Source organism: Streptomyces sp. NPDC002742, assembly GCF_042888885.1.
GTDB lineage: Bacteria > Actinomycetota > Actinomycetes > Streptomycetales > Streptomycetaceae > Streptomyces.
Map to the genome: position 1 here is coordinate 41,316 of NZ_JBIAQF010000018.1, position 25,856 is coordinate 67,171.

Sequence of the window (25,856 nt, forward strand, 5' to 3'; positions counted from 1 at the left end):
GCGTCTCAATATCAAGAGACTTCCGTTGCATGCAAATTGGTGTTGGACACGCCCCCTTGATAGAGGACCGCGTTCACACTTCAGAGGGGATCCACGGACGGATGTGGACACGTGCACGCGTTCACGAGCGAGAGCGACCGGGAGCCGGCCGGGGTTCACGCGCGGGACGCGACCGCCCGAGTGACCGTTCCGTGACCTGCGCCACATCTACCTACGGGTCAGATAAACCGGGCTTGGCCATCGGCTTCAACCGGTGGTAGGTGGCGGGCAATTCGGACGTAATGCTGAAAGGCCATGATCACGGGCTTGGTGGACGGTGTCCGCAATGCCCGTTACGGCGTCAATAAAGAGTGACGCGCGACGAATTCGGCCGCCGATTGAACAACTGTGGCGCACCACACGTTTCTTGAAGGTATGAGGGAGCCCCTGGTACCGCTAGTACCCATGTCCCACACCGCACACATACGAAGCCACCGGAAGCCCCGCCGCAACGCCCCGTCGCTCGCGATGCGCGCCGGAGTTGCCGGTGGCGTCCTCAGCACCCTGGCAGTGGCCGGGGCAGCGGGTTCGGCGAACGCCGCCGAGCCCGTGACGCAGACCCTGGAACTGCCGACCCTGACGGCCGATCTGGCCACCCAGGTCGCGCAGTCCGCGGACGCCACCCAGCAGGCCGCGGCCAACTACGAGCTGCAGGCGGAGCGCGACGCGGCCGCCGCCAAGGCCGCCAAGCAGGCCAAGGCCGACCTGGTCGACGCCAAGAAGAAGGCGGAGACCAAGCAGAAGGCCGAAGCCGCGCGCAAGGCCGCGGCGGCCGAGGCCGTCTCGCGTTCCTCGGCGCGGACCGTCCTGTCCGCAGGCGCCTCCACGTCCACGAACGTCGCGGCCCCGGCCAGCGGCAGCGTCGCGACCGTGATCGCGTTCCTCAAGGCGCAGGTCGGCGACGCGTACGTCATGGGCGGCACCGGACCCAACGCGTGGGACTGTTCCGGCCTGGTGCAGGCGGCGTTCAAGCAGGTCGGCGTCGACCTGCCGCGCGTCTCGCAGGACCAGTCGGTGTCCGGTACGCCGGTTTCGCTGTCCAATGTCCAGGTCGGCGACATCCTGTACTGGGGTTCGGCGGGTTCGGCGTACCACGTCGGTGTGTACATCGGTAACGGGCAGTACCTGGACGCGGCCAACCCCGGCAAGGGTGTCGTGATCCAGGACCTTTCGGGCTACCCGGCGACGGGCGCGGTGCGCGTGCTCTGAGCCACGGGTGTCTTCCGGAGGGCCGCTTCCTGTGCGGGGAGCGGTCCTTCGGGCTGTCCGGGAGCCGGCTCTCCGGCGGCCGGCCCGAAGGCGGTGCTACGGGCAGTTGCGGCAGGCCGTGCGACGGCGTGCCGGAGGGCGAACCCCCTCGCCTTCGAGGGGACGGGGTACTTCGCGCGCTGTCTGGAGCACGAGAGCGACCGTCTCGACGGACAGGTCCACCTGGACCTGCTCTCCCGGCGGGGTCGCGAGGACGCCCTGCGGCAGGTGGCCGAGCGGCGCGAGCGGGTGGTGGCCCGTCGCGCCGCCAAGGAGTCGGAGCTGTCCCGGTGACCGCTCGGGCGGCCCGTACGGTCAGGCCTTCGGGGCCACCTTCGAGAGGCCGTTGATGATGCGGTCCATCGCGTCGCCGCCCGTCGGATCGGTGAGGTTCGCGAGCATCTTCAGCGTGAACTTCATCAGCATCGGGTGGCTCAGGCCGCGCTGGGTGGCGATCTTCATGACCTTCGGGTTGCCGATGAGCTTCACGAAGGCGCGGCCGAGGGTGTAGTAGCCGCCGTAGGTGTCCTTGAGGACGCGCGGGTATCGCTGGAGGGCCAGTTCGCGCTGGCCCGGGGTGGCGCGCGCGTGGGCCTGGACGATGACGTCGGCGGCGATCTGCCCGGACTCCATGGCGTAGGCGATGCCCTCGCCGTTGAAGGGGTTCACCAGGCCGCCGGCGTCACCCACCAGCAGCAGGCCCTTGGTGTAGTGCGGCTGACGGTTGAAGGCCATCGGGAGGGCCGCGCCGCGGATCGGGCCGGTCATGTTCTCGGGGGTGTAGCCCCAGTCCTCCGGCATCGAGGCGCACCAGGCCTTCAGGACCTCGCGCCAGTCCAGCTCCTTGAAGGAGTCGGAGGTGTTGAGGACACCGAGGCCGACGTTCGAGGTGCCGTCGCCCATGCCGAAGATCCACCCGTAGCCGGGCAGCAGACGGTCCTCGGCACCCCGGCGGTCCCACAGCTCCAGCCACGACTCCAGGTAGTCGTCCTCGTGACGCGGCGAGGTGAAGTACGTACGGACCGCGACGCCCATCGGGCGGTCCTCGCGGCGGTGCAGGCCCATCGCGAGGGAGAGGCGGGTGGAGTTGCCGTCGGCCGCCACCACCAGGGGGGCATGGAAGGTCACCTCCCGCTTCTCCTTGGAGTCGGCGTCGCCCAGTTTCGCGTGCACGCCGGTGATACGGCCGGTGCGGTCGTCGACGATCGGGGCGCCGACGTTGCAGCGCTCGTACAGCCGCGCGCCCGCCTTCTGCGCCTGCCGCGCCAGCTGCTCGTCGAAGTCGTCCCGCTTGCGCACGAGTCCGTAGTCGGGGAAGGAGGCGAGATCCGGCCAGTCGAGCTGGAGGCGTACGCCGCCGCCGATGATGCGCAGGCCCTTGTTCCGGAGCCAGCCGGCCTCCTCGGAGATGTCGATGCCCATGGACACCAACTGCTTGGTGGCGCGCGGGGTCAGGCCGTCACCGCAGACCTTCTCGCGCGGGAAGGCCGTCTTCTCCAGGAGCAGGACGTCGAGTCCCGCCTTCGCCAGGTAGTACGCGGTGGTGGAACCGGCTGGCCCGGCCCCGACGACGATGACGTCGGCGGTGTTTTCGGAGAGGGGTTGGGGCTCGGTCACGGCGGGGTCTCCCCAAGACTCGAAATCAACGTGCCGACGGGCACTGGACATGGGCAGTCTATGCAGCGGTACTGATCACCAGGCTGAAGGGCTGCCCCGTGAACCGAGCTCTCCCCGAAGTACGACTGCGCGTCCCCACCGACGAGGACGCTCTCGCCTGGCACAGGGTCTTCGACGACCCGGAGGTCATGGAGTTCCTCGGGGGCCGCGCGGCCGAGCGGTCCGCGTACGAGGAACTCACGGCGCGCCAGCGGCGGCACGACGCGGAGCACGGGTTCTGCCTGTGGACGGTGGTCGGCCCCGGGGACGAGGTACTGGGCTTCACGGGCGCGCAGCCGTGGCCGCACGCCTGGGGTCCGGCCGGGCAGATCGAGATCGGCTGGCGGCTGGGGCGGGCGCACTGGGGCAAGGGATACGTCACGGCGGCCGCGCGGACCGCCCTGGCGCGGGTCCGCGCCGCGGGCGTCACGGACGTCGTCGCGGTGGTCAACGCGGGCAACGCCCGTTCCATCGCGGTGACGAAGCGGCTCGGCATGGAGCTCGCGGAGCGGTTCACGCTGCCCTCGTCGGCGCAGGAGGGCCACAGCTACCGGCTGGCCCTCTGACGGCGTCCCGCAGGTCTCCTCACGGCTTCCGGAAGGGCACGGGCGAGGCTTACCCTTCCGGTACCGCTGGGGGTGACGTCCGTGCGCAAAACACCCAAGACACCCGAAGTGCGCGTACCGCGGCTCGTCGGTCTGATGGCCGTGGACGCGCGTGAGACGGCAGAGGCGCGAGGTGTGCTGCTCGCCGCGCCCGACCGGCCCGACTTCCATCGGACGGTCGTCGACTACGTCGTACGGCAATTTCCGCAGCCCGGGGCCGAAGTGCCGCGCGGAGCCGTCGTCACCGTGTGGTTCGACCTCGGGGACGCGGAGGGCGGCGCCGGAGTGCGTGAACCCCGGCCGCCCCGGCCGCCGTCGGGCGGGCTGCGCCGTGAACTCGACCGGCCAGGCGACGCGTTCGAGGTCCTCGGGTAGCCGGTAGGGCGCTCTTCCCGGCATTTGGGCGGGCCGGGCGGTCAGGCCTGCTTGTAGCCCCGGTGGAGGGCCACGATGCCGCCCGTCAGGTTGCGCCAGGCCACCTTCGACCAGCCGGCCTTCCGCAGCCGCTCGGCCAGTTCCGGCTGGGTCGGCCAGGCGCGGATGGACTCGGCGAGATAGACGTACGCGTCGGGGTTGGACGAGGCGGCACGGGCGACCGGGGGCAGCGCGCGCATCAGGTACTCGGTGTAGACCGTGCGGAACGGCGCCCAGGTCGGGTGCGAGAACTCGCAGATCACGACACGCCCTCCGGGCTTCGTCACGCGGTACAGCTCGCGGAGCGCGGTGTCGGTGTCCTGGACGTTGCGCAGCCCGAAGGAGATCGTGACGGCGTCGAACGTGTCGTCCTTGAAGGGCAGCCTGGTCGCGTCACCGGCCGTCAGCGGCAGCCAGGGGTGATTCCGCTTGCCTACGCGGAGCATCCCGAGGGAGAAGTCGCAGGGGACGACGTAGGCGCCGGTGCGGGCGAAGGGGAGCGACGAGGTCGCGGTTCCGGCCGCCAGGTCGAGAATCTTCTGTGCGGGGCGCGCGTCGACCGCCTTCGCGACCTCCTTGCGCCATACCCGGTCCTGTCCGAGCGACAGCAGGTCGTTCGTCAGGTCGTACCGTTCCGCCACGTCGTCGAACATCGAGGCGACTTCGTGCGGCTGCTTGTCCAGGGATGCGCGGGTCACGGTCCCATTGTGGCAGTACGGGCCGGGCGACTCTCCGGCGCCCGGCCGCGGATTCGGGCGCGGTCGCGGGCACCCGCCCGGGGTCCGGTTCCTCGCGCAGGTCAAAGGCCGCCTTCCGCGTACGAGGAAGAGCGCCGCACCCCTCCGCGTGAACCGTCGGCAGGGCGCGGCGCCGTCCGGCGGCCCGGGTGTCCGCCCCGGCCGACGGCCCGGGTGTCCGCCCCCGGCCGCGTGGGCGAGGCTCTCCCCCGGCCGCGTGGGCGAGGCTCTCCCCCGGCCGCGTGGGCGAGGCTCTCCCCCCGCACTCGGGGCCGACGTCACGGCAGGAGCCTGGGCTTCTTTCTGGCGGCCACGTCCTCGACCCAGCCGAACAGGGGGATCGCGGTCCAGATCAGCGCCCAGCCGATCGCGAACATGAACCACTGGCTCTCCAGGGGCAGCCATTTCTCGAAGGCCGGCACCTTCCAGAACTGGTCGATCAGCGGGACGGCCAGGATCAGCGCGATCTCGTGCCAGAGATAGATCGTCACCGCACGCCCGTTGAAGATCGTCACCGTGCGGTCGAGCCGCCTGAAGCGGGCGAGCCAGGCGAAGTCGACGTCGTAGTACGCCTTGAAGTACATCAGCGGCGTCACGAAGCCGGCCGACCAGAAGGCCTGTGCGAGGGGGACCTCGTCGAGGTCGTAGGTGCCGAACTCCGCCTGGTGCGCGAGGGCGTACCAGGCGCCGTACGCGAGGGCCCCCAGCGAGGCGAGGACCACCGCGGCCGGCTTCAGGCGCTGGAGCACCCCCTCGCGGTGCGCGAAGCCGACGAGCCAGCAGAAGAGATAGGTGGCGAGGTCGGTGAGGGCGCTGCCGGGGCGGCCGTCCGGCGGCTGCCACCCGTACTGGAAGACCACGACCGGGACGAGCGAGAGCAGCAGGACCGGAATCGGGGCCTTGCGGAAGATCTTCAGGAGCAGGGGGGAGAGCAGTACGAACCAGAGGTACGTCCGCAGGTACCAGAGGATCTCCCAGGCCTGCACGCCCCACTGGTTGCCCGGCGGGTCGCCGACCGGGACGATCCAGAACACGATCTGCCAGCCCGGCATCCAGCCGTGGATCATCATCGCCATCACGACGAACAGGCCCCAGAACCAGAACGGCGGCAGCAGTCGTCGCATCCGGCTTCTGACCACCTTGAGCGCCGGGCGTTCCAGGGACCTGGCCATCAGCGTCCCGGCGAGCGCGAACATCACTCCCATCGAGGGGAAGACCAGGCCGGCCCAGGCCCATCCGAAGGTGTGGTAGGTGACGACGCGGACCAGGGCGACGGCGCGGAGGGCGTCGAAGTAGCGGTCTCGGCCCCCTGCCCTCACCTTCGACGGCGACTCCTCCGAGGGCTCCTCGGGAGAGTCCTCAGGAAGGTTCGCGGGCAGGGACTCGGGACAGTCACCAGCAGGGTTTCCGGGACCGTACCGCCATTGCTCCTCGTAGGGCACCGGCTCGGCGTACCGGACCGACTCCTCCTGCCGGAGGACCGGCTCCTGGTGCAGGACCGGTTGCCGGTACGGCACCGGCTGCTCGGACTGCTGTCCGTACGGCACCGGCTGCTCGGGCTGCTGTCCGTACGGCATCTGCTGCTCGTAGGGCGGTCCGTACGGCACCGGTTGCCCGGGCTGCTGCCCGTACCCGTACGCGGGGCCGTACCCGTACCCGTACCCGGGGTCGTGTCCGTCGTCGTACACCCGCTGTCCCGGTTGTTCCGCGCCCCAGGTCATCTAGCTCACTCCTGCCGGGGTTCCGACCTCGCCCGTGCGTTTGAGCTTCTGCCAGCGGAGGCGGCCGCCGGTCAGGGCCGTGACGCAGGAGTGGATCAGGACCAGGTACATCATCTGGCGGTAGGCGAGTTGCTGCAGCGGCAGCATCGCGAGGTAGCGGTACTTCTCCCGGTCGAGCCGGAACGCGTAGGCCGCGCAGATCAGTTGGACCGCGAGGACGGCCAGCCAGGCGAGGAGCGCGGCCCGGAAGTCCACGAAGAGCATCGAGTAGACGGTGAACACGTCGATGAGCGGCGCGAACACCGGCGTGACGATCTGGAAGAGAACCACCAGCGGCATGCCCACGCGGCCGAAGCGACCAGAAGGACCCTTGTCCGTCAGGGACTTGCGGTGCTTCCACAGCGCCTGCATGGTGCCGTAGCTCCAGCGGTAGCGCTGCGACCACAGCTGTTTGAACGAACCGGGCGCCTCCGTCCAGGCCTTGGCGTGCTCCTGATAGACGACCCGCCGACCCGCGCGGTGCATGGCGATGGTGATGTCGGTGTCCTCGGCGAGCGTGTCCTCGCTCATGCCTCCGACCTCCAGCACCGCTTGCCGGCGGAACGCGCCGATCGCGCCGGGGATGGTGGGCATGCAGCGCAGCAGGTCGTACATGCGCCGGTCGAGGTTGAAGCCCATCACGTACTCGATGTGCTGCCAGGCGCCGATCATGGTGTCGCGGTTGCCGACCTTGGCGTTGCCCGCGACCGCCCCGATCTCCGGGTCGGCGAAGGGCTGCACGAGCTGGTGCACGGCGTCGGGCTCGAAGACGGTGTCGCCGTCCATCATCACGACGATGTCGTGACGGGCGTTACGGACACCGTTGTTGAGCGCGGCGGGCTTGCCCGCATTCTCCTGCCGGATGACGCGGACGTTCGGCATGCCGAGCGACTCGGCGATCTCGGACGTGTTGTCCTCGGAACCGTCGTCGACCACGATGATCTCGATCGGATGCGTGCTCCTCGCCAGCGACCTCAGCGTGTTGGCGATGCATTCCTTCTCGTTGTACGCGGGCACGATCACGGTCACCGGCCGGGTGACCGTCGGCCCCCAGCTGAACTTGCCGCCCCGGCCGCGTCCGCGGTTGCGCTGCCGGTGGTGGCGGCGGGCGAGGACCAGCATCATGGCGAACCGGCCCATGACGGCGACGCCGACGACCACGAGGAACCAGGACAGCGCCGGTACGACCCACTCCGCGACCGCCACGGCGTAGACGAGCGCCTTGCCCTCGTAGAGGGTCGCGCCGGTTGCCTTGCGCTGGGCGGCCTGGGCGGCGCCGACGGCGGTACCGCCCGCCACCGAACGGGAGCCCGACTGCCGCCCGTTCAGCTGCCCACCGCTCGCCTGACTGCCGCTCGCCTGCTGACCGAGAGGACGGTTCGAACCGGTGGCCGTTCCGGTGCCGCCCCGGATCGCGGCCCGGTCCAGTTCGGCTTGGGCACCGCTGACGGTGGTGAAGGTATAGCCCTTCGCCTTCATCTTCTTGATGTACGAGCCGAGTGCCGCGACCGTCTGCGAGCGGTCGCCGCCCGCGTCGTGCATGAGGACGATGGCGCCCTGGTCCTTCTTCGGAGTCGCCCATTGGACGATCTTCGAGACGCCCGGCTTCTTCCAGTCGTCGCTGTCGGTGTCGACGAAGACGCTGGTGTAGCCGAGGCTGCCGAGCTCCTTGTAGACGGGCCAGCTGTAGTTGTCGACGGCGCTGATCTCCGACGAGTACGGGGCGCGGAACAGCGTGGTGGTGACCCCGGCCGCGCCGGCGAGGGCCAACTGCGTCTGCTTCAGCTCGCGTTGGAGGCGTGCTGCGCTCTGGTAGGAGAGGTCGACATGGGTGAAGGTGTGGATGCCGACCTCGTTGCCCTGGTCCACCAGGGTCTTCACCACGTCCGGGTAGCGGGAGATCATCGAGCCGACCATGAAGAAGGTGGCCTGGACGTCGTTCTCCTTGAGGACCTTGAGGACTTCGGGCGTCCAGTTCGCTGTCGGCCCGTCGTCGAAGGTCAGCACGATGGTCTTCTTCGGCACGGACTGCGTCTTCGCGGCGCCGGCGGCGAAGGTCAGGATGGGCCCGCCGTCGAGGATCTTCTCAGGGACCTTGTCGTAGGCCGCGCCGTCGCGGACCCGGGCGTCATTGCCGATCTCGGAGCGCAGATAGCCGTCGAGCAGCATCACGCTGACGAGTGCCAACAGGAGCAGCAGGGCGAGGATGACACGGGGTTTCTGCAGCGCCGCGGCCTTCCCGGCGGCCCGCTCCATCCTGGAGGGGGCGCGCCGACGGCCGCGGGCGGGCGTCGTCGTGGTCATGGGAGTGGGTGCGCCCCCGTCAGTTGGCGCCGGTGGACGCGGACGCCCCGGCGGTTGTCGTGGAAGCGGAGGAGGGCGCGGTCCCGGTTGGCGGACCGGACGGCGGGGTGCCGGTGGGCGCTCCGCTCGGGGCGCCGCCGGGTGCGCCGCTGGGGCCTGGGCCGCCCTGCCGGATGCCGTAGCCGCCGCCGGGCGCGGAGCCGGCCCGGCCGCCGTCGAAATGGAGCAGCGAGGACGGCGTCAGCGAGGTGCCCCAGCCCATGAAGGCCATGCCGAGCACGACGGCGTAGCCGAGGCAGACGACGCCGACGAGCATGCCGATTCTGCTCAGCAGACGGGCGCGGCGCCCGGAGTTGTCAACGAACACGGGGCCGTCCACGGCCCCGCTGCCGCGTTTGCGGCGGCGGCCACGCGTCTGGACACGGTTTTCGATGGCGGACTCGGATTGCATTCCGCAGACGGTAGGACGGGTTTATGTGTCAAGAACTCTGCTTACCTTGTGAGCGGCCCATGAGGGGCGCCTCAGGCTGTATTTTCTCTATGAGAATCAAAGAATGTCAGCGCAGCCCAGAACTGATGGATATGGACGTTATGAACTATTTCAAAGTCCAAACCGCCCCGTATGTCGGCATTTTCTCTTCCCGCTCCCATGCCTGATCTTCATTCGGCATTCCGGTCCGGGTGTGACACATTTCCAGTCGGGGAACGACTGTTTGTTTCCGCCCTGAGACAGAAATCACGAGAAACCATGAGAGCGGGTGCGTGCACAATGCGGGGTTTCCTGAGGCCGGCCGCGGGTGTCGTCTGTCTGGTGGCACTGGGCTGCGCCGGGTGCTCCTCGGGCGGCGACGCCTCGCGCACGACGTCCGCGCGGCCCGGCGGGACGACGGCCGCCGCGGCGTCCCCGAACGCGGGCGCGGCCAAGTCGTCGGACACCTCGTACGCCCCGTACGTGAGCGCCACGACCGCCGCCGAGACCGACTCGGCGGGCTCGCCGAGCACCTACAACCTGGCCTTCGTGATCTCCGACGGCAACGGCTGCACGCCGAAGTGGGACGGGGGGTACGCGATCGGCGACCCTGCCGTGAAGTCCCGGATATCGGCGCTCAAGAAGTCCGGCGCGAGTGTGCGGGTGTCGTTCGGCGGCGCGTCCGGCAAGGAGCTGGCGTCGATGTGCGACAGCGCGAGCGCCCTCGCTGCGGCCTACGGCACGGCACTGGACACCGCAGGCTCCACGCAGGCGGACTTCGACATCGAGGGCGCCCAGTTGAGCGACTCCGGCTCGGTCGCGCGGCGCTCCGAGGCCATCGCGCTGCTCCAGAAGAAGCGCCCCGGCCTGACCGTCGCCTTCACCCTGCCCGTGATGCCCTCCGGCATCGACGCCGACGGCCTGGCTCTCCTGGAGTCCGCCAACGACCACTCCGTGGACGTCTCCACCGTCAACATCATGACCATGAACTACGGCAGTTCGTACGCCGACGACATGGGCGACTACGCGATCACGTCCGCGGAGGCGGCCCACGGTCAGCTGAAGAAGGTGTTCGGGCTGTCGGACTCCGACGCCTGGCAGGGGCTCGCGCTCACCTCGATGATCGGCGTCAACGACGTGGCCGACGAGACGTTCGGCCTCTCGGACGCGGCGCAGGTACGGGCGTTCGCCGAGAAGAAGGGCGTCGCCTGGGTGTCGATGTGGTCGACGTTCCGGGACCGTCAGTGCGAGAAGGGCAGCGCGACGGCGGGCGACGCGTCGACCGACTGCAGTGGTGTGAAGCAGAGTTCGGGGGCGTTCGCGAAGGTGTTCGCCGGCTGAGCCGACGACACGTGCCCACGTGCCGTGATCAGCGGCTCCGGTACACCAGCCGCCCGCCGATCACGGTCGCCACGCACGTTCCCGCACCGCGCCGGACCAGTTCGGCGTGGTCCTCGACGTCGAACACGGCGAACCGGGCGGGACCGCCGGGTACGAGTCCCGGCAGCAGGATCAGCGGGGTCGGGGACAGCGCCGCCGGACCCGCGAGCCGGTCCGGCCGCCGCCCCACCGCGAGACCGACTCTGCGCACCGCGTCGACCACGACTCGCGACCGCAACTCCCCGGCCACCGCCACCGTGCCGTGCGCCAGCATCCGCTGGATCCCGCGCCGAGCGCTCGCGCCGACGCGCGCCGGATCGGCGCGGAAGATCCGCTTGGCCCGTTCCCCGCCGATGGGCTCGGTGCCGAAGCCGTCGGCCTCGCGCGGGTCCGGGTGGTACACGGCTTCCAGGAGTTCCGGACCGTACGGGTTGAGCAGCCCCGGCGTCAGGATGCCGGGCCAGCGCCGCACCTTCGCGTCCGGACGGTCGGCGGCCAGTTCCTCGTAGGGGCCGACGGCGGCGACGGCTGCCCCGTCGACCAGGACCGAGATCCCGGTCGACTGCTCGGCTACGTGAAGTGTCAGCACGGCGCGACTAGTTCGAGGCCAGCAGCTTCAGCTCGGGGTGCGCCGTGCCGCCCTCGATCGCCGTCGAGGAGATGTGCGACATGACGCGCTCGTCCACCGGGTCGTTCGCCGGGTCGTCGTGGACGACGATGTGCTCGTACGTCGTGGTCCGCTGGGCGGGGACGCGGCCCGCCTTGCGGATCAGGTCGATGATCTCCATGCGGTTGGAGCGGTGCTTGGCGCCGGCGGAGGAGACGACGTTCTCCTCCAGCATGATCGAGCCGAGGTCGTCCGCGCCGTAGTGCAGGGAGAGCTGGCCGACCTCCTTGCCGGTGGTCAGCCAGGAGCCCTGGATGTGGGCGACGTTGTCGAGGAAGAGGCGGGCGATCGCGATCATCCGCAGGTACTCGAAGAGCGTCGCCTGCGTACGGCCCTTCAGGTGGTTGTTCTCGGGCTGGTAGGTGTACGGGATGAAGGCGCGGAAGCCGCCCGTCCGGTCCTGTACGTCACGGATCATCCGCAGGTGCTCGATGCGCTCGGCGTTGGTCTCGCCGGTGCCCATCAGCATGGTGGACGTCGACTCGACGCCCAGCCCGTGCGCGATCTCCATGATCTCCAGCCAGCGCTCGCCGCTCTCCTTGAGCGGGGCGATCGCCTTGCGCGGGCGCGCGGGGAGCAGCTCGGCGCCGGCTCCGGCGAACGAGTCGAGACCGGCACCGTGGATCCGCCGGATGGCCTCCTCGACGCTCACGTCGGAGATCCGGGCCATGTGCTCGATCTCGGAGGCGCCGAGGGAGTGGATGACCAGCTCGGGGTACGCGCCCTTGATCGCGGCGAAGTGCTTCTCGTAGTACTCGACGCCGTAGTCCGGGTGGTGCCCGCCCTGGAACATGATCTGCGTCCCGCCGAGCTCGACGGTCTCCGCGCAGCGGCGCAGGATGTCGTCGAGGTCGCGCGTCCAGCCCTTGGCGGTGTCCTTGGGTGCGGCGTAGAAGGCGCAGAACTTGCACGCCGTGACGCACACGTTCGTGTAGTTGATGTTGCGCTCGATGATGTACGTCGCGATGTGCTCGGTACCCGCGTACCTGCGGCGGCGTACTGCGTCGGCGGCGGCGCCGAGCGCGTGCAGCGGGGCGTCGCGGTAGAGGTCGAGCGCCTCTTCCGGGGTGATCCGCCCACCCTCGGCGGCACGGTCGAGGACGGACTGAAGGTCGGCCTTCTCGGTCACCGGGAGCGTCCCTTTCGTAAGGGTTGTGGACAGACTCAACCACCCTACGCCAGCCCACCGGGCCACCCGACGTCAGGCCGCGTAAGCCCGCCGAGCCGGCCCACGTCAGGCCGCGTAGGCCCCGATCAGAAGCCCCACGTACGCGCCCGCGATCAGGAACGGGCCGAACGGGATCGACGTCTTGCGCCCCGCGCGCCGCGCGACCACCAGCACCGCCCCGTAGAACCCGCCGAACAGGAACCCGGCGAAGGTCCCCAGGATCACCACGCTCCACCCGTACCAGCCGAGCACCGCGCCCAGCCCGAGGGCCAGTTTCACATCGCCGAAGCCCATGCCGTTCGGGTTGACGAGGAAGAGCACGAAGTACCCGCCCCCGAGCGCGAGCGCCCCGAAGAGCGCCGTCAGCCATTCACCCGCGTGCTCGGGCAGGGCGGCGGCCACCCCGAGCAGCGCGAGCGCCGCCGCCGCGAGCGGCAGGGTGAGCGCGTCCGGCAGCCGCTGCACCCGGAAGTCGACCACGGCGAGCAGGACGCCGAGCGGCGCGAGCAGCAGCCAGACGCCCAGCTCCGGGCGCGTACCGGTCGCGAGGGCGAGCCCGGCGCAGAGCAGGGCGGTGACCGGCGATACGAGGAGAACGCCGGGGCCGTACCGGGTTCCGCCCGGTGAACGAGCGAGCCCCAGCCACCCGCGCGCGGCCCCGGTGATCGGCTGCCCTTCGGGACAGCGGTCCCGCCACGGCTCGTCGGGCTCGACGGCGAAGCGGTACGCGGGCCGGGGCACCAGAAGCCCCGCCGCCGCGCCCCAGAGCACGGCGACGACGGTGAGCCAGAGGTCGAGATCCACGCGTTCCCCCCAGGAACATCCGTTACGCCGGGCGTCATCCCACCGAGGCCGCACCGCTTCGCCAGGTCGGCAGCAGTTCGTCGAGCAGCGCCTCCGTCCGGGGCGGCAGCCCGCGCGCCCCGCTGCGGGCGACCAGATCGGCGGCGAGCCGCTTCAACAGGTCGCTGTCCCCCGTCGCGTGCGTCGCGCGCAGCAGCTCGTTCCAGAGCCGCTCGTCCGCCGGCGCCGAGTTCATCGCCGCGTTCAGCGCCTCGATCGCCTTCTGCGCCCGGTCCTTCTCCAGATGGAACGCGGAGAGAGCGAGGCCGATGTCAGCTACGAGCAGGGGCAGTTGGGCGTCGATGATCTCGTGGGTGAGCCAGCCGTAGCGCCCTTGCGGGCGGTCTGCGAGCAGCGGACCGCGGACGAGGACGAGCGCGTCGGTGAGCAACCGCCCGCGCACCACACGGCTGTTGACACCCTTGCCCTGCGTCGCCTCGTGGTAGAGGGAGCGCAGCACGTCCAGGTCGGAGACGACGGACTTGGCGAGCGTGAGCCGCCCGGTCGCGTCCGCGCCGAGCCGCGGAGTGCCGTCGGGGTCGTTGCCGAGCCAGCCGCGCAACCGTTCGACGAGCGCGTCGCGCACGTCCTCGGTGACGCCGCGCGGCCACAGCGCGGAGGACAGCACGCGCGGGTGCACCCCTTCGCGGTGCAGCAGGAGCAGCGCCAGCGCCTCGTGCAGCAGCGCGCTGCGTTCGCCGTCGGGCGTCTCCAGGCCGATGATCTCGTACGGGCCCACGAGCCGCGCGTACACGGCGGGCCGCCCCTGTTCACTGACGTCGACGAGGAACGGCGGCGAGTCCGTCGGCCCGTCGGGACCGCCCTCGGGGTCGGCCTCGACGAAGAGTTCCACGACCGCCCGCTGCTGCGCGACGGGCAGCAGCTGCGCGTCGAGTTCGAGGCCGAGCAGCGGCGCGAGCAGCTTGCCCTCGCGGGTGATCTCCATCTCCCAGGCGGCGCCGGGCAGTTCGCCGGACTCGGTGCCGACGAGATAGCCGATCCCCAACCGACCGGCGTCGGCGGCCAGTTCGGCGAGTTTGAGTGCGTCCTCGGTGGACGGTTCGGTGGCCAGGAGCACGAGATGCGGGGCCCAACGGGTGTGCTGGGCGGGCCCGGTGCGGCCGGTGAGCACCGAGTCGTGTCCGGCGGCACCCAGCGCGCCGCGGCGCTGCCGTGTCTCCGCCTCCATGGCCTCGACGAGCGCTTCGACGTCGTCGAGGTGGCGCAGCCGGCTGGGCGCGAGCGGCGTCAGGTCCTCGCCGAAGCCGACGAGCGTGATCGTCATACGGTCCGACCAGCCGTTGGTGGCCAGCTCGGCGGCCACGGAGGCGAAGACGCCCGCACGGTCGCTCGCGCTTCCGCTCAGCGAGACGATGCCGGGCACGGACTCCAGATTGAGCAGCAGCCGCGAGTCGTCCATGGTGCCGAGGCTGACGAGGCCCGGATAGGGGGCCGCGGTGTCGACCTCCTCGTACCGCTCGGCGTCCGCCCGTGCCAGCATCCAGAACGTCTGGTCCTGGCCGAGCCGCCACGGCGCGGGCGGCTTTCCGGCGGGCTGGGCGAGCTGGAGGTGCAGATCGCCGTTGCCCCCGAGCCAGGCCGCGTAGACGGTCGGCAGCGGGCGGGACTCCGCGGCGAGGGTGGCCGCGAGTCCGCGCAGGGACAGATCGAGGAGGCGTACGCCCTCGGGGTCGGCGCCGACGAGCAGCGCGTCCTGGGCGTCCGCGGCGGACCCGGTCGGAACCGGCGGCTCCATGCCGCGCCGCCCGCCGACCGCGCCGAGCGCCGACTGCCACAGGGCCTGGCGGCGGCGTCGGCCGAGGGCACCGAGGAGGCCCGCGGCGAGCAGGGGCGCGCCGACGAGGGCCTCGGGCAGCCCGAACCCGCTCTCCGCGGAGACCCGCGAACTCTGCCCGTCGCCCTGGTGCCGCTGGTTCTGTTCGCCCTGGTTCTGTTCGCCCTGGTTCTGTTCGCCCTGTGCGTCGCGCGCGTCCGACGCGGCTTCGGAGGAGGCGGGTTCCCGCTGCCGGCTGTCGTCGCCGCCGCGGTCGTCGCCGACCCGCTGCTGGGGCACGTGAATGTGCGCGGTGTCCCGGTCACCCTGGTCGTTCTGCCGGTTGGCGCCGCCGGCCTGCTTGCCGCCGGCCTGCCGGTGATCGCCGGTCCCGGAGTAGTCGTGGATCTGCTGCTGGACCTGCTGCGGGATCCCGGGCGCCGCGTCCGGCATCTCGACGAGCTCGCCGCCGTGGGCGTCGCCGGGCATCTCCATGATCCAGCCGGGCCGGATGAGGCTGGCCTCGGACAGCCTGGACCCGTCGGGTTGCGTACGGTCCTTGTTGAGCTGGTAGATCTCCTTGTACCGGCGCCCGTCACCGAGGTGCCGCTGCGCGATCTCCCAGAGCGAGTCGTGGTGCCGGCCCTCGGGGGGCTGGATCCGGTAGTACTTCGTGTCCCCGTGCTGGGCGGACGCGCCGCCGTCCGCCTGGGACGCCGCTTGGCTCGCGGCGTTGGCGGCCTGTTCCGCGACCGCTGCGGCGACGCCCGCCGCGGCCTGCTCCCGCTGCTGCCCGAACAGCCCGCCGGGGGTCTGCTGCGCGGCGGCGACGGGACCGCGCTGGTTGCCCTCCAGGCTCTGGCCGAGCTGCGAGAGGCCCGGCGTGAGGCTCGCGGCGGCGGCGCCGACGAGCAGGAGCGCCGCGACGAGCTGACGGGCCAGCAACTGGCTCGGACCGGCGCCCGGTACGCGGTTCGGCAGCCCGACGCCCGACAGCGCGGCCTTCATCTCGACCAGCACGCAGGCGGTGAACTGCGCCCACGCGAACCACACGATGACCGTCAGCACGTGGATGAACGTGCCGACGGTGATCTCCTGCTGGAGCCAGTCCCACGAGGGGACTCCGTGCGGCAGCGGCCACCCCACGGCGACGACCAGCGCGCCCGGCACGCCGACGAGCAGTACCAGCAGGGCGACGAACGCTCCGAACGCCTTCACGAAGTCCCCGAACGTCCGACGACGCCGGGGCAGGGGCTGCGGCGTCCGATTCCTCGGACCCGGCGAGCCGCCCGTCGAACTGGAAGTGGTGCGTCGCGCCATGGCGGATGTCCTGGGGTCGTGGGTCGATTGGGGAGAGCGTGAGTTCGGGGGTGGACCGAGCCTACTGAGAGTTTAAGGAGGGTGTCGAAGGACGGGCAGGGGGCAAGGCCCACACTCCGCCCGTTTCATCACCATCCGCCCGGCACACCCGAGTTGCAGCCGCGCTTCGAGGCCCTCTCACCCCCGTTCGGGCCCTCACCCCTTCACGACACCCACAAGACGCCCCCTACGGACCCCGCGTCATCGGCCTGTTGACGGCGTGACGGCCTCCGACAGGCGACTGCCGCCTTTTACCCACCGTTGAATTCGGCTGTACGCAGACCGAACCGGGCTCCCATAGAGTCGAAAGACTGGCATGGACACGGAGCGGCGCAGGGGCGGAGACGCCCGTCGAACCACGGGGCATCAAGGGATTCCTTCCGCATGGCAATCGAATACGACCTCGACATCGCGACGCGGTCGCCCGCATCCGAGGTCGCGTCCCGGCTCGCCGAGATCGGCAGGGACTCCGGCGTGTTCGACGAATCGATCACGGGTGCGCCGCTGACGGAGAAGGGCGTGTTCGCGTACACCCGTCGAGGGACCTGCGTCACCGTGATCCAGCAGCGACAGCCCCGGCCGTGGGACCCCATCGTCACGAAATTCGGGTTCACTCCCACGGTCGGCGTCGGGTTCCGCATGGGCAGGGGAACGGACACTTCGAACCAGCAGGACGACATGATCCGCTTGATGACGCCCCTGCTGGATCGTGTCGAGGGCGACGCCGTGCTGCACTACCAGTTCGAGGTCATCTGGCTGCTCCGGAAGAACGGCGACCTGAGCCTCGACGAGCGGGACGATCTCTGGCGGCCGGAACGGCTGGCCCTCGTGACCCGGCCCTGTCGCCGGGAGACCCACACCATGGATACGGATTGAGTCCTCACGCCACGGCCAGGTCGCACCAGACGTACTTGCCGATGTCGCCGCCCCGCCGCAGCGGATGCCGGCCCCAGTCGTCGGCACAGGCCCGGACCAGGAAGAGACCCCGGCCCGCCTCCTCCGTGTCGGGAACCACCTCCGAGACGTACGACGGCGGCAGCGGGCTCGCGCCCCAGGCGCCGATCCGCAGCACCCCGTCCCGCCGGTTCAGGCGCATGGCCGCGGGCCCCTTCGCATGCCGTACGGCATTGGAGACCAGCTCCGCCGCCAGCAGCTCGGCGACGTCCGCGAGACGGATCAGGCCGTGCAGGGTGAGGATCAGGCGGACGGTCCGACGACAGACGGTGACCGCCCGGGTGTCCTGCGGGATGTGCAGGGTGCAGTTCCAGGGCTCGGTTTCAGGCATGCGTGAACTCCGTTCATGGCATGAGGAGTTGATCGAGTCCGACGAAACCGGGCGGTGGCATTGTCACAGCCGTCACGGCAGGACGGAGTGGTGCGCTTCCGGGGCCCCGGCATGTCACATAGTGACGTTCGCGTCACCGACGGTAGACCTATTTATTTAGATTTCACAAGACGGTCGCGTAATCTGCCCCCGAACGAGTCACGTTCACGGGCACGCCGAGAGGGGAAGCCGATGGCATTGAGGCGTGACGCAACGGCACGTCAGATGCGCCTGGCGGCCGAGCTGCGCCGACTCCGCGAAGCGGCCGGGCTCGCATCGCGCGAAGCGGCCACACTGCTCGGAGTAAGTCCCGCGCAGATCAGCCAGATCGAAGCCGGCCTCGCGGGCGTGAGCGAGAAACGGCTACGCCGACTTGCGGCACAGTACGTCTGCACGAACGAAGCGTTCGTGGAAGCCTTGGTCGCCATGGCCACCGACCGGACACGTGGGTGGTGGGAGCCGTACCGCGGCTTGCTGCCCACACCGTTTCTCGACCTCGCCGAACTGGAGCACCACGCGGCATTCCTGCGGGACGTTCAGTTCCTCTACATCCCCGGCCTTCTCCAGACGGAACAGTACGCCCGCGCGGTCTTCTCGTATCGCGTGCCTGAACTCCCCCCAGAAGAGGTCCAGTTGCGTGTGGGGCACCGCATGCAGCGCAAAGCGCTGCTCGAAGGCCCCACGCCCAAGAAGTACGACGGCGTCGTCCACGAGGCGGCACTGCGCATCATGGTCGGCGACCGTGCCACCTCGAAGGCCCAACTCGCTCACGTGCTGGGCCTCTCCGAAGCCGAGCACATCACCGTGCGCGTCATCCCCTTCGACCTGGAAGGGTTCGGTGGCGCCACGAGCGCCATGACCTACGCGGGAGGACCGGTGCCCAAGCTGGACACCGTCGTGCGCGACGCCCCCCAGGGCGCCGCATTCATCGACTCCGAAGCCCAGCTCAACGCCTACCGCACGCTCTTCCATAAGGTCGAGGAAGTGTCGCTGGACGCCGACCGGTCTCGCGACTTCATCCACAGGTTGACGAAGGAGCTGTGAGAGGTACCCATGAGCACCCCTGACAACTGGCAGAAGTCGTCCTACTCGGGGCCGGGCGACGGCGACTCCTGCGTCGAGCTCGCCTCCACCCCCGCCACCCTCCACCTCCGCGAATCCGACGCTCCCGGAACCGTCCTCACCACCACCCCCGCCCCCGTCAGTCACCTGCTCCGAGCCATACGCACCGGAACGGTCACCGCGCCTCGCGCGTAACAACCCTTCTACGCAGCCCGGTTCGGTGTCCACGGCCAGGACCGCGCTCTCGGGTCCAGCGGCGTGGACAACGCCGCGGGCAGGTTTCCCGGCCGGGCGCCGGGCGACGAAGTTCCCACACCTGGAGTCACCCACTGATGCGCGTCGACGTCGACGACCCCGAACTGGACATGGGAATCGACCGGTCGCTGACCTATCGGGGCCAGCTGTTCACCGGAGAGACCATCGAGAGGGATCCCCGGACGGGACAGGTGGTCGCCATGACCACCTGTGCCGAAGGCCTGGAGGACGGCCCCGTCCGCGAGTGGTACGCGGACGGAGCGGACAGATCGGAAGGTCAGTGCCGACGAGGAATTCCGTACGGCCGCTGGCGGAACTGGCACCAGAACGGTCGGCCGGCCCTCGAAAAGGAATATGGCCCACGCGGAACGGTGAGATCGATCAAGAAGTGGTCGGAGAGCGGCGAACTCACCGACGACCGGACCTTCGACGCCTGAGGCCGACCACGGCTTCGACTCCTCCCCTCCTCCTCCCCTCCTCGCTTCCCGCCGAGCCGGCCACCGTCAGGAGACCCATGGACGACATCAATCACTGCCGGATCTGCGGTGATCCGGCTCCTCCGATCGAGGGCTTCTGTGAAGAGATCATCGGATACCGACTGGTCCGGGACCTGTGGGCCGCCTCACCGTCCTTCCTCGACGCCAATCTCCACTTCTCGTGCCTTGAGCAATCGGACGAACGTGGCCGGTTCCACGCGGAGTTCGTGCACCTCGTTCAGGCCGGACACGAAGAGATCCCCGGACTGGAGGCATCGCACCCGCCGTTGACGAGGATGGGCCTGAGCATGCGCCCTGTCTTCTCGGGAGACGAGTGCGACATTTTCCAGAGCCGGATGTCCGATCGCTGGATGCTCGTGAAGAAGACCGGTCCATGGATCGGCTTCGGTCTCCCCCAGCTCCAGGCCATCCGCTCGGGCTCCGATCCGGTCTCGTCCTCCGACGTGACCCGTTATCGGCTTCCCGTCGATCTCGGGGACGAGGTCGGCGCGTACAACCTTTCCGAGCTGCTGGAGTCCCTCGGAGTCGCGCACAGGTACGGCGACGCGACCGAGCCGGCCCGAGTGGAATACCGCTTCGTCGACTACTACCCGCCGAAAAGGATCCTCGATTACGTGGCCGTGACGCGCCTTCCCCTGCCCGCGGAAGCCGTCGCTTTCCTCGCCGCCCACGCGAAGACGTACAAGCCCGTCACCTTCGACGAAGAGGACGTGTGATACGCCCCGGTCCCGGGAACCACCGACCAGGTCGTTCTCGTCTCCGGAGCCGGCCCGGTGCCTTACCAGGCCGAGGCATTCCATGACATCTTCGACGCGGTGAACGGCACGTTCCGGGTCGTCCGACCGGGACTTCAGGACTCAAGGAGGGGGAACGGCATGGGTGGTGGCGGCAAGAGCGACCTCGCGCTCCCGCTGAGCGAACTCGAGGACTACGGCGGGCGGCTGCGGGACATCAAGACCCGGCTGAACCACACCAAGAAGCTCTTCGAGTCGTACAAGGACGACCTCGGCGACCACACCGTCTACGACGCACTGGACGACTTCGAGTCCGGCTGGGAGGACGGCCGTGAGGACATCGGTCAGGCCCTCGACGCCCTCGCGGAGATGTCCGACGCCGTCGTCCGCGAGTTCAGGAAGCTCGATGACCAGCTGGCCCAGCAGGTGCGGGACGGAGTGAAACAGGAGGACGGCAACGGGAGCCAGGGCGGGCCGAAGTAGCCGGCCCACGCGAAGGCGTACGTTCCCCGTCAACATCGACGACGAGGATGAATGATGGAGTACACCCATAGTGAAGGCCCTTGGGCCGAGACCGCCGTGAGGCTGGTCGTCCGCAAGCCGGACCTGGACGCGGATTTCGTCTCCCGGGCGATCCCCCTGCCTCCGACGTCGGTTCGGCATCCGGGAAGCGACCACCGGAATCCGCCGACGTCTGAAGACGGCCTCTGGGTACTCCAGGTTCACGACCGGATGCCGGGAGGGATCAGCGATCAGCTCCGAACCCTCCTGGAGACGCTGGAACCCCACTCGTCCGCACTGACCCGGCTGGCCGACCAGGGATACGACGTCCACGTCGCCCTCTCCGGCTTCGTGGGCCGTGGTGCCACGTTCGTTCTGCCCCCCGAGCTCGTCCGAAGGGCGGCGGCGCTCGGCGTTCCCGTCACTGTCACAACCAGCGTCAGCGACCGGTGAGGACCCACTGTGGAACTGTCGAATTCGTGGGGCGCCCCCCGAGCGACCCTGCTCATCACCGGACGGAACCTGAACCCGCGGGAGGTCACGGATGAGCTGGGCGTCGTTCCCACCTTCTCCAGGGAGGCGACGGCCGTTTCGTCGTTTCGCCCCGGCGAGGGATGCTGGGCGGTCCAGGTGACCGGTGAACCTCACCGGGGCTTCGACGCACCGATCGACGAACTCGTCTCCCCTGTCCTGAAAGAGGTTCAGGACCTCCGCCGCCGGGGACACGCCGTTCGGCTGGACCTGAGCGGCCGTGTACGCAGTGGGTCCCGAACGGTCCTCTCCCCTCACGCACTCGCACGTGCCGCCCAGCTGGAGCTGCCCGTGTCCCTCACGACGGACGCCGATCCCCCCACGCGGTCCGAGGACGTCCTGGACTGGCTGCCGGCCGCGGACGGATCACACCGAGCCACCTCTGACACTCCCGAGGAGCTCGGATGATCCGAACCGTAGGGTTCTTCTCCGAACTCGACCCCGGGTGGGGCCTGCCCCTTCATGGATTCATGCGGGATTCCGTGAATCCGACCGGAGAACCGGACGAGGCGAAGATCATCGCCTATCTCGGGAACGGCGCGGCGATCTGGAGTGAAATGAGCGCGGGGCCCGACGTCCTGGACCCGGAAGCACCCGTCCGGACCGGCATCGGCTCGCTCTACACGGACGGAACCTGGCTGTGGCGCCAGGATCTCTCCCACTATCTCGGCAAGTACCACGTTTCCCTGCCTCAGGATTTCGTCTCGCACGTCCGGAGCGCCCGTCATCAGGTTCCGGAAGTGTCGGAAAGGCGATTGACGGAAATCCTGGAGCAGGATCTCGGGCTGGGCGCGGACTGACGATCCCAGGCGGGCCGAGGAAGCGAAGGACGGCGAGGAGCAGTGGCCCACAGGGGGCCGGGCGGGCGAGGCCAAGCAGCAACCGGCGCCGGGGCCATCACGTCGGTTTCGTCGGCGGGGCCGCTCCGGCGCTCCGGCGCTCCGGCGCTCCGGCGCTCCGGGTCAGCCCACCTCGTTCCGGGCCACCGCGCTGCCGTTAACGACCACGTCGCCGCCGTAGAACATGCCGGTGAAGACGGGGGAATACGTCAACTGGACCTCGACCTCGACCTGTTCGGCGTCGGCGGTCACACAGTGGGTGGCGGCGATGTCGGCACCGGACATGCCCATCTCGCGGGCGAACGCCTTCACGCGGGCGCCGCAGTTCTGGAAGTTGATGGGCGCCGGGCCGTTCTGGTTCTCGTAGAGGGACTCGAGGTCGATGTCCTGGGCGGCGTAGCGGGCCGCCTGTTCGGCGATGTCGGCGGCGCGTTCCCGCTTGGAGATGGACATGCCGCCGTCGATGACGAAGGCCGCGAGCGACAGGAAGACGAGCGCGAAGATGATGACCGCTCCGGCGCCCGAGCCCCGGTCGTCCAGGCGTGCGCGGCGCGCGGCGACCCAGCCGCGTACCGCGGAGGGCATCCTCATGCCGTCCTCCGGAACGGGTCGAGCGGCGAACTGAAGCTGGCCCGAAGGGTGGTGGGCACATCGAGGCCGATCGCCGCGAGGCCGCGCACCTCGCAGCTCACCTCGACGGTGAACAGCGTGTCCGGTACGAAGCCCGCGCTGGTCTGCGTCACGGTCACCGGGCCCGTGCAGATGTCTCCGAGGTCGGCCTCGGCGGCCCTCCTCGCCTCGGTGATGGCCGTCGCGTGGTCCTTCTGGATCGAGCCGGCCCGCGCGGCGTCCCGGGCGGCGCCGTCCAACGCTCCACGTCCGTCGACCAGTTGCCCGAAGGCCACCAGGACCAGAATGAAGAGGATCATCACCGGGGCGAGGATGACCACCTCGATGGTGGACAGCCCCCGGTCGCTCCGGCGGCCGGACACGCGATGCCGGAGGACGGTGAACAGGGTTTCCCCTCCCATCAGTTCTCCTCCTTCACGAACCGCTCCACCGGGCCCGAGGACCGCGCGTGCACCCGCAGGTCCAGGCCCGGGAAGACCGCGGGAACCTTCGCCGTGATCTCGACGCCCACCGTGTTCGGCTCCGGCTGGAGCATCTTCACGTCCGGGGACAGCACCAGCTTCGGGCCGAGCTGCCGGATGTAGCTGTCGACGACGTCGCCTGCCTCGCCGCGCCACGCGCCGGGCTGCGCGTCGGCGGTGGCGCGGGCCTTGCGGGCGCCCGCCTGGGCCGCCGCCTGGGCCACATGGTCCGCGAAGAAGTACAGCGCGAACTGCACCGTCGCGAAGATCATGAAGAAGAGCACCGGAGTGAGCAGCACGAACTCGATCGCGGTCATGCCGGAGTCACCGCGGGCGGAGGCTGCCTCCGTCCTGCGGCGCACCCAGCGACGTACCCCTCGATGTTCGCGCACCCGTATCTCCGAACGAACTCAGCAGGTCTTTTTGTCGGTGGTGCCCGTGATGCACGTGCCGACCTTCGTCGCACTGGTGTCCAGCGCCGCGCTGATGATCCCGGCGACCACGCCGACGATCGCGACGACGACGGCGGAGATGATGACCCACTCCACCGCGGAGGCACCCCGGTCGAGTTCGCCGGAGCGGGCGCGCTGCACCCGGCCCTGGAGGTAGGTGATCAAGAAGTCCACCCCCGGGATCCCGGTGCTGAAGTTCCGTCCGTTCATGGTGAGTTGTCCTCTCGAAGGATAGTGGCGGTCGATTGATGACGTTTCGGGCACCGGGGACGATCAGACCTGGAACACGCGCATCGCCGCCGGGAAGATCAGGAAGACCAGGAAGCCCGCGCACAGCAGCAGTTGGGCGACCAGCATCGACTGCGACTTCTCGCCCGCGCTGCCCTCGATCTCGGAGAGTTCCCGGTGGCGCATGGTCTCGGCGCGCGAGGCGAGCGACTCGCGCACCTTGGCGCCGTCGTCGGCGACCAGCGCCAGGGAGGCCGACAGGTCCTTGAGCTCCTCGACGCCGAGTTCCTCGCCGAGCGAGCCGAGCGCCTGCCACTGGCTGATGCCGGTGATACGGGCGTCGTTGAGCGCGTTGCGGATGCGCTGCGTGGCCCAGCCGTCGGAGATCTCGGCGGCGGCCATCAGCGCCTCGGGCAGACCGCGTCCGCCGGCCAGGCTCATCGACACCAGGTCCAGATAGGCGCCGATCACGCGCCGCAGGTCGCGCCGCTTGTCCACCGCGTCCCGGCGCACCTCCAGATCGGGGAGGAAGAAGAAGACGATCGCGAAGAACAGCGCGAGCCAGACCGGGATGATGGGGCTGCGGCCGACGCCGAGCGTCCAGACGACGGCGAAGAGGAGCGGGCCGAAGAAGACACCGGCCGCCGCCAGCAGCACCTTCGTCGCCAGGAATCTCTCCCAGCTCCGGTCCAGGACAGCCAGATCGGCGCGGAGCGAGCGCTGTTCCCAGCCCTGCTGGAGATAGAGCTCGGCGACACGGGAACCCACTTGGGCGCGCAGGCTGCCGAACCGCCCGGTGTCCTGCTGCCCGCGGTGCGCGGACTCGTACGCAGCCCCGCGCGCCCGCATCGCGTCGATGCGGGCGACCTGCGCGACCGCGCTGCGCTTCGACGGCATGAGCGCGCGGACGAACGCGTAGACACCCAGGCCCAGGACGGCGCCGATCAGGATCGGCATGGTCAGGTTCATCGCTGTACCGCCTCATCCCCGGGAACCGGTGTACGCGGGCGCACGAAACGCACGGACGACTCGTCCCGTACCAGGAACCGCTCCGGCGTCTCGATCGTGGACAGCTTGCGCAGCCACCAGAACCCGAGCCCGAACAGGCCGCAGACACCGGCGAGCACGAGCTGTCCGACCGCGGTTCCGTACGGCTCGACGAACTGACGGTTGAAGATCGACAGCCCGAGGACGAAGGCGATGGACACCGCGACGACGATCTGCACGGAGCGGCGGGTCGAGGCGCGCTGGGCCATCACGCGCTGCCGCATGTCGACCTCCTCGCGCGCCGACTTGGCCAGCGCGCCGAGCACTTGGCGCAGGCCGGGACCGCGCAGACGTGCGTTGAGGATGAGCGCGGCGACGATGATGTCCGCGGACGCGTCGTCGATCTCGTCGGCCAGCTGCTGCAGGGCGTCGGGCAGCGGTGTCCGGGAACGCAGCCGGTCCACCATCGCGTCGAGATGCGGCCGCAGTACGGGGGCGGAGGCGCGCGCCGCGGCGGGGATGGCCTGCTCCAGGCCGACCGCGCCCGCGATGGTGTCGCGCAGCGACTCGGTCCAGGACGCCAGTGCCTCCACCCGGCGCATCGCGGCCCGCTCCTCCGAGGCGCCGCCGAAGAGCTTGTCCCACAGGAAGACGAGGACGGCGGTCGCGATACCGGCGACCGCCCAGCGGGTGAGAAGGAGGACGACGAGACCGGCGATGGCGGCGATCGAGCCGCGCTGTCCGGCGAAGCGGACGAGCTCACTCGCCCGCCGGCTCGCCTTCTGCTTCTCGTGCTCGGGCTTGGCGGGCAGTCCGCGTACGGCGACGGCGAACAGCGCGAGGCCGCCGCCGACGGCGATCCCGCACACCAGCGCGTACAGCACGGGCAGGGAGAACAGGCCTCCCATGGAGCCGAGCGAGTCGAGCGCCGC

29 protein-coding genes are annotated in these 25,856 nt (G+C 69.9%); 13 read left to right on the forward strand and 16 right to left on the reverse strand.

Annotated elements, in window-relative coordinates; genetic code table 11:
• Positions 1–414 precede the first annotated feature (414 nt).
• Together ACFYW8_RS29100 and ACFYW8_RS29105 are read left to right on the forward strand one after the other, a co-directional pair.
• Positions 415–1,248: an NlpC/P60 family protein gene (locus ACFYW8_RS29100; protein WP_365878073.1), complete on the forward strand. Its 834-nt coding sequence runs from the start codon at positions 415–417 to the stop codon at positions 1,246–1,248.
• 93 nt (positions 1,249–1,341) lie between these two features.
• Positions 1,342–1,581 carry a hypothetical protein gene (locus ACFYW8_RS29105; protein WP_389082875.1) on the forward strand — a complete coding sequence of 80 codons (240 nt, stop codon included), beginning with the start codon at positions 1,342–1,344 and terminating at the stop codon, positions 1,579–1,581.
• 21 nt (positions 1,582–1,602) lie between these two features.
• Here ACFYW8_RS29105 and ACFYW8_RS29110 read toward each other — a convergent pair whose 3' ends face one another.
• Entirely contained in the window at positions 1,603–2,904 is a 1,302-nt protein-coding gene (locus ACFYW8_RS29110) for a geranylgeranyl reductase family protein (RefSeq protein ID WP_365878075.1), read from the reverse strand.
• 98 nt (positions 2,905–3,002) lie between these two features.
• Here ACFYW8_RS29110 and ACFYW8_RS29115 point away from each other — a divergent pair, with 98 nt between their 5' ends.
• Both ACFYW8_RS29115 and ACFYW8_RS29120 read left to right on the forward strand, forming a co-directional pair.
• A complete protein-coding gene (locus ACFYW8_RS29115) occupies positions 3,003–3,509 on the forward strand; it encodes a GNAT family N-acetyltransferase (RefSeq protein ID WP_389082883.1) in 507 nt (168 codons plus the stop codon).
• An 81-nt stretch (positions 3,510–3,590) separates the two neighbouring features.
• Positions 3,591–3,923, forward strand: a complete 333-nt coding sequence (locus ACFYW8_RS29120; protein WP_389082886.1) for a PASTA domain-containing protein — start codon at positions 3,591–3,593, stop codon at positions 3,921–3,923.
• Between the two features lie 41 nt (positions 3,924–3,964).
• On the opposite strand, the gene ACFYW8_RS29125 is transcribed toward ACFYW8_RS29120, so the two are convergent.
• The 4 genes from ACFYW8_RS29125 to ACFYW8_RS29140 form a co-directional block, all read right to left on the reverse strand.
• A complete protein-coding gene (locus tag ACFYW8_RS29125) occupies positions 3,965–4,660 on the reverse strand; it encodes a demethylmenaquinone methyltransferase (protein ID WP_365878081.1) in 696 nt (231 codons plus the stop codon).
• Positions 4,661–4,977: 317 nt separating this feature from the next.
• Positions 4,978–6,420 carry an acyltransferase family protein gene (locus tag ACFYW8_RS29130; protein ID WP_389082895.1) on the reverse strand — a complete coding sequence of 481 codons (1,443 nt, stop codon included), beginning with the start codon at positions 6,418–6,420 and terminating at the stop codon, positions 4,978–4,980.
• Positions 6,421–8,763 carry a bifunctional polysaccharide deacetylase/glycosyltransferase family 2 protein gene (locus ACFYW8_RS29135; protein WP_389082900.1) on the reverse strand — a complete coding sequence of 781 codons (2,343 nt, stop codon included), beginning with the start codon at positions 8,761–8,763 and terminating at the stop codon, positions 6,421–6,423.
• 19 nt (positions 8,764–8,782) lie between these two features.
• Entirely contained in the window at positions 8,783–9,214 is a 432-nt protein-coding gene (locus ACFYW8_RS29140; RefSeq protein WP_389082904.1) for a hypothetical protein, read from the reverse strand.
• Positions 9,215–9,532: 318 nt separating this feature from the next.
• On the opposite strand from ACFYW8_RS29140, the gene ACFYW8_RS29145 reads away from it, so the two are divergent.
• On the forward strand, positions 9,533–10,573 hold the full coding sequence (locus ACFYW8_RS29145; RefSeq protein WP_389082909.1) for a chitinase: 1,041 nt from the start codon (positions 9,533–9,535) through the stop codon (positions 10,571–10,573).
• A 28-nt stretch (positions 10,574–10,601) separates the two neighbouring features.
• Here ACFYW8_RS29145 and ACFYW8_RS29150 read toward each other — a convergent pair whose 3' ends face one another.
• The 4 genes from ACFYW8_RS29150 to ACFYW8_RS29165 form a co-directional block, all read right to left on the reverse strand.
• On the reverse strand, positions 10,602–11,201 hold the full coding sequence (locus ACFYW8_RS29150) for a hypothetical protein (RefSeq protein ID WP_365878092.1): 600 nt from the start codon (positions 11,199–11,201) through the stop codon (positions 10,602–10,604).
• 7 nt (positions 11,202–11,208) lie between these two features.
• Positions 11,209–12,408, reverse strand: coding sequence for a cyclic dehypoxanthinyl futalosine synthase (mqnC, locus tag ACFYW8_RS29155; protein ID WP_365878094.1), 1,200 nt, complete (start codon positions 12,406–12,408; stop codon positions 11,209–11,211).
• A gap of 105 nt (positions 12,409–12,513) precedes the next feature.
• Positions 12,514–13,251: a prepilin peptidase gene (locus tag ACFYW8_RS29160; RefSeq protein WP_389082920.1), complete on the reverse strand. Its 738-nt coding sequence runs from the start codon at positions 13,249–13,251 to the stop codon at positions 12,514–12,516.
• A 34-nt stretch (positions 13,252–13,285) separates the two neighbouring features.
• On the reverse strand, positions 13,286–16,384 hold the full coding sequence (locus ACFYW8_RS29165; RefSeq protein WP_389082925.1) for a BTAD domain-containing putative transcriptional regulator: 3,099 nt from the start codon (positions 16,382–16,384) through the stop codon (positions 13,286–13,288).
• A 423-nt stretch (positions 16,385–16,807) separates the two neighbouring features.
• On the opposite strand from ACFYW8_RS29165, the gene ACFYW8_RS29170 reads away from it, so the two are divergent.
• Entirely contained in the window at positions 16,808–17,299 is a 492-nt protein-coding gene (locus ACFYW8_RS29170; protein WP_389082930.1) for a SitI3 family protein, read from the forward strand.
• Between the two features lie 4 nt (positions 17,300–17,303).
• Here the strand turns inward: ACFYW8_RS29170 and ACFYW8_RS29175 are convergent, their stop codons facing one another.
• Positions 17,304–17,708 (reverse strand): ATP-binding protein, encoded by a 405-nt coding sequence (locus tag ACFYW8_RS29175; RefSeq protein WP_389082935.1) that lies wholly within the window; start codon positions 17,706–17,708, stop codon positions 17,304–17,306.
• A gap of 231 nt (positions 17,709–17,939) precedes the next feature.
• Between ACFYW8_RS29175 and ACFYW8_RS29180 the strand changes: the two genes are divergently transcribed.
• The 7 genes from ACFYW8_RS29180 (at position 17,940) to ACFYW8_RS29210 (ending at position 22,127) form a co-directional block, all read left to right on the forward strand.
• Positions 17,940–18,791, forward strand: coding sequence for a helix-turn-helix domain-containing protein (locus ACFYW8_RS29180; protein WP_389082940.1), 852 nt, complete (start codon positions 17,940–17,942; stop codon positions 18,789–18,791).
• Positions 18,792–18,800: 9 nt separating this feature from the next.
• Complete coding sequence (locus ACFYW8_RS29185; RefSeq protein WP_389082944.1) at positions 18,801–19,004, forward strand: DUF397 domain-containing protein; 204 nt, start codon at positions 18,801–18,803, stop codon at positions 19,002–19,004.
• A 137-nt stretch (positions 19,005–19,141) separates the two neighbouring features.
• Positions 19,142–19,501 (forward strand): toxin-antitoxin system YwqK family antitoxin, encoded by a 360-nt coding sequence (locus ACFYW8_RS29190; RefSeq protein ID WP_389082948.1) that lies wholly within the window; start codon positions 19,142–19,144, stop codon positions 19,499–19,501.
• A 77-nt stretch (positions 19,502–19,578) separates the two neighbouring features.
• Positions 19,579–20,277, forward strand: coding sequence for a hypothetical protein (locus ACFYW8_RS29195; RefSeq protein WP_389082953.1), 699 nt, complete (start codon positions 19,579–19,581; stop codon positions 20,275–20,277).
• Positions 20,278–20,436: 159 nt separating this feature from the next.
• On the forward strand, positions 20,437–20,778 hold the full coding sequence (locus ACFYW8_RS29200; RefSeq protein ID WP_365878114.1) for a hypothetical protein: 342 nt from the start codon (positions 20,437–20,439) through the stop codon (positions 20,776–20,778).
• Positions 20,779–20,832: 54 nt separating this feature from the next.
• Positions 20,833–21,249, forward strand: coding sequence for a DUF4279 domain-containing protein (locus ACFYW8_RS29205; protein ID WP_389082960.1), 417 nt, complete (start codon positions 20,833–20,835; stop codon positions 21,247–21,249).
• 482 nt (positions 21,250–21,731) lie between these two features.
• Complete coding sequence (locus tag ACFYW8_RS29210; RefSeq protein WP_365878120.1) at positions 21,732–22,127, forward strand: hypothetical protein; 396 nt, start codon at positions 21,732–21,734, stop codon at positions 22,125–22,127.
• 162 nt (positions 22,128–22,289) lie between these two features.
• Here the strand turns inward: ACFYW8_RS29210 and ACFYW8_RS29215 are convergent, their stop codons facing one another.
• The 6 genes from ACFYW8_RS29215 to ACFYW8_RS29240 form a co-directional block, all read right to left on the reverse strand.
• Positions 22,290–22,751: a TadE/TadG family type IV pilus assembly protein gene (locus ACFYW8_RS29215; RefSeq protein ID WP_389083389.1), complete on the reverse strand. Its 462-nt coding sequence runs from the start codon at positions 22,749–22,751 to the stop codon at positions 22,290–22,292.
• A 2-nt stretch (positions 22,752–22,753) separates the two neighbouring features.
• The gene (locus ACFYW8_RS29220; protein WP_389082968.1) at positions 22,754–23,197 is read right to left on the reverse strand and encodes a TadE/TadG family type IV pilus assembly protein; all 444 of its coding nucleotides are present in this window, start codon (positions 23,195–23,197) and stop codon (positions 22,754–22,756) included.
• Positions 23,197–23,574 (reverse strand): TadE family protein, encoded by a 378-nt coding sequence (locus tag ACFYW8_RS29225; RefSeq protein WP_365878124.1) that lies wholly within the window; start codon positions 23,572–23,574, stop codon positions 23,197–23,199. Before ACFYW8_RS29225 ends, ACFYW8_RS29220 begins: the two co-directional genes overlap by 1 nt.
• Positions 23,575–23,667: 93 nt before the next feature.
• Positions 23,668–23,919, reverse strand: coding sequence for a hypothetical protein (locus tag ACFYW8_RS29230; protein ID WP_365878126.1), 252 nt, complete (start codon positions 23,917–23,919; stop codon positions 23,668–23,670).
• A gap of 63 nt (positions 23,920–23,982) precedes the next feature.
• Entirely contained in the window at positions 23,983–24,906 is a 924-nt protein-coding gene (locus ACFYW8_RS29235; RefSeq protein WP_365878128.1) for a type II secretion system F family protein, read from the reverse strand.
• Positions 24,903–25,832, reverse strand: a complete 930-nt coding sequence (locus ACFYW8_RS29240) for a type II secretion system F family protein (RefSeq protein ID WP_365878265.1) — start codon at positions 25,830–25,832, stop codon at positions 24,903–24,905. The genes ACFYW8_RS29235 and ACFYW8_RS29240 overlap by 4 nt, the downstream gene beginning before the upstream one ends.
• Positions 25,833–25,856 lie beyond the last annotated feature (24 nt).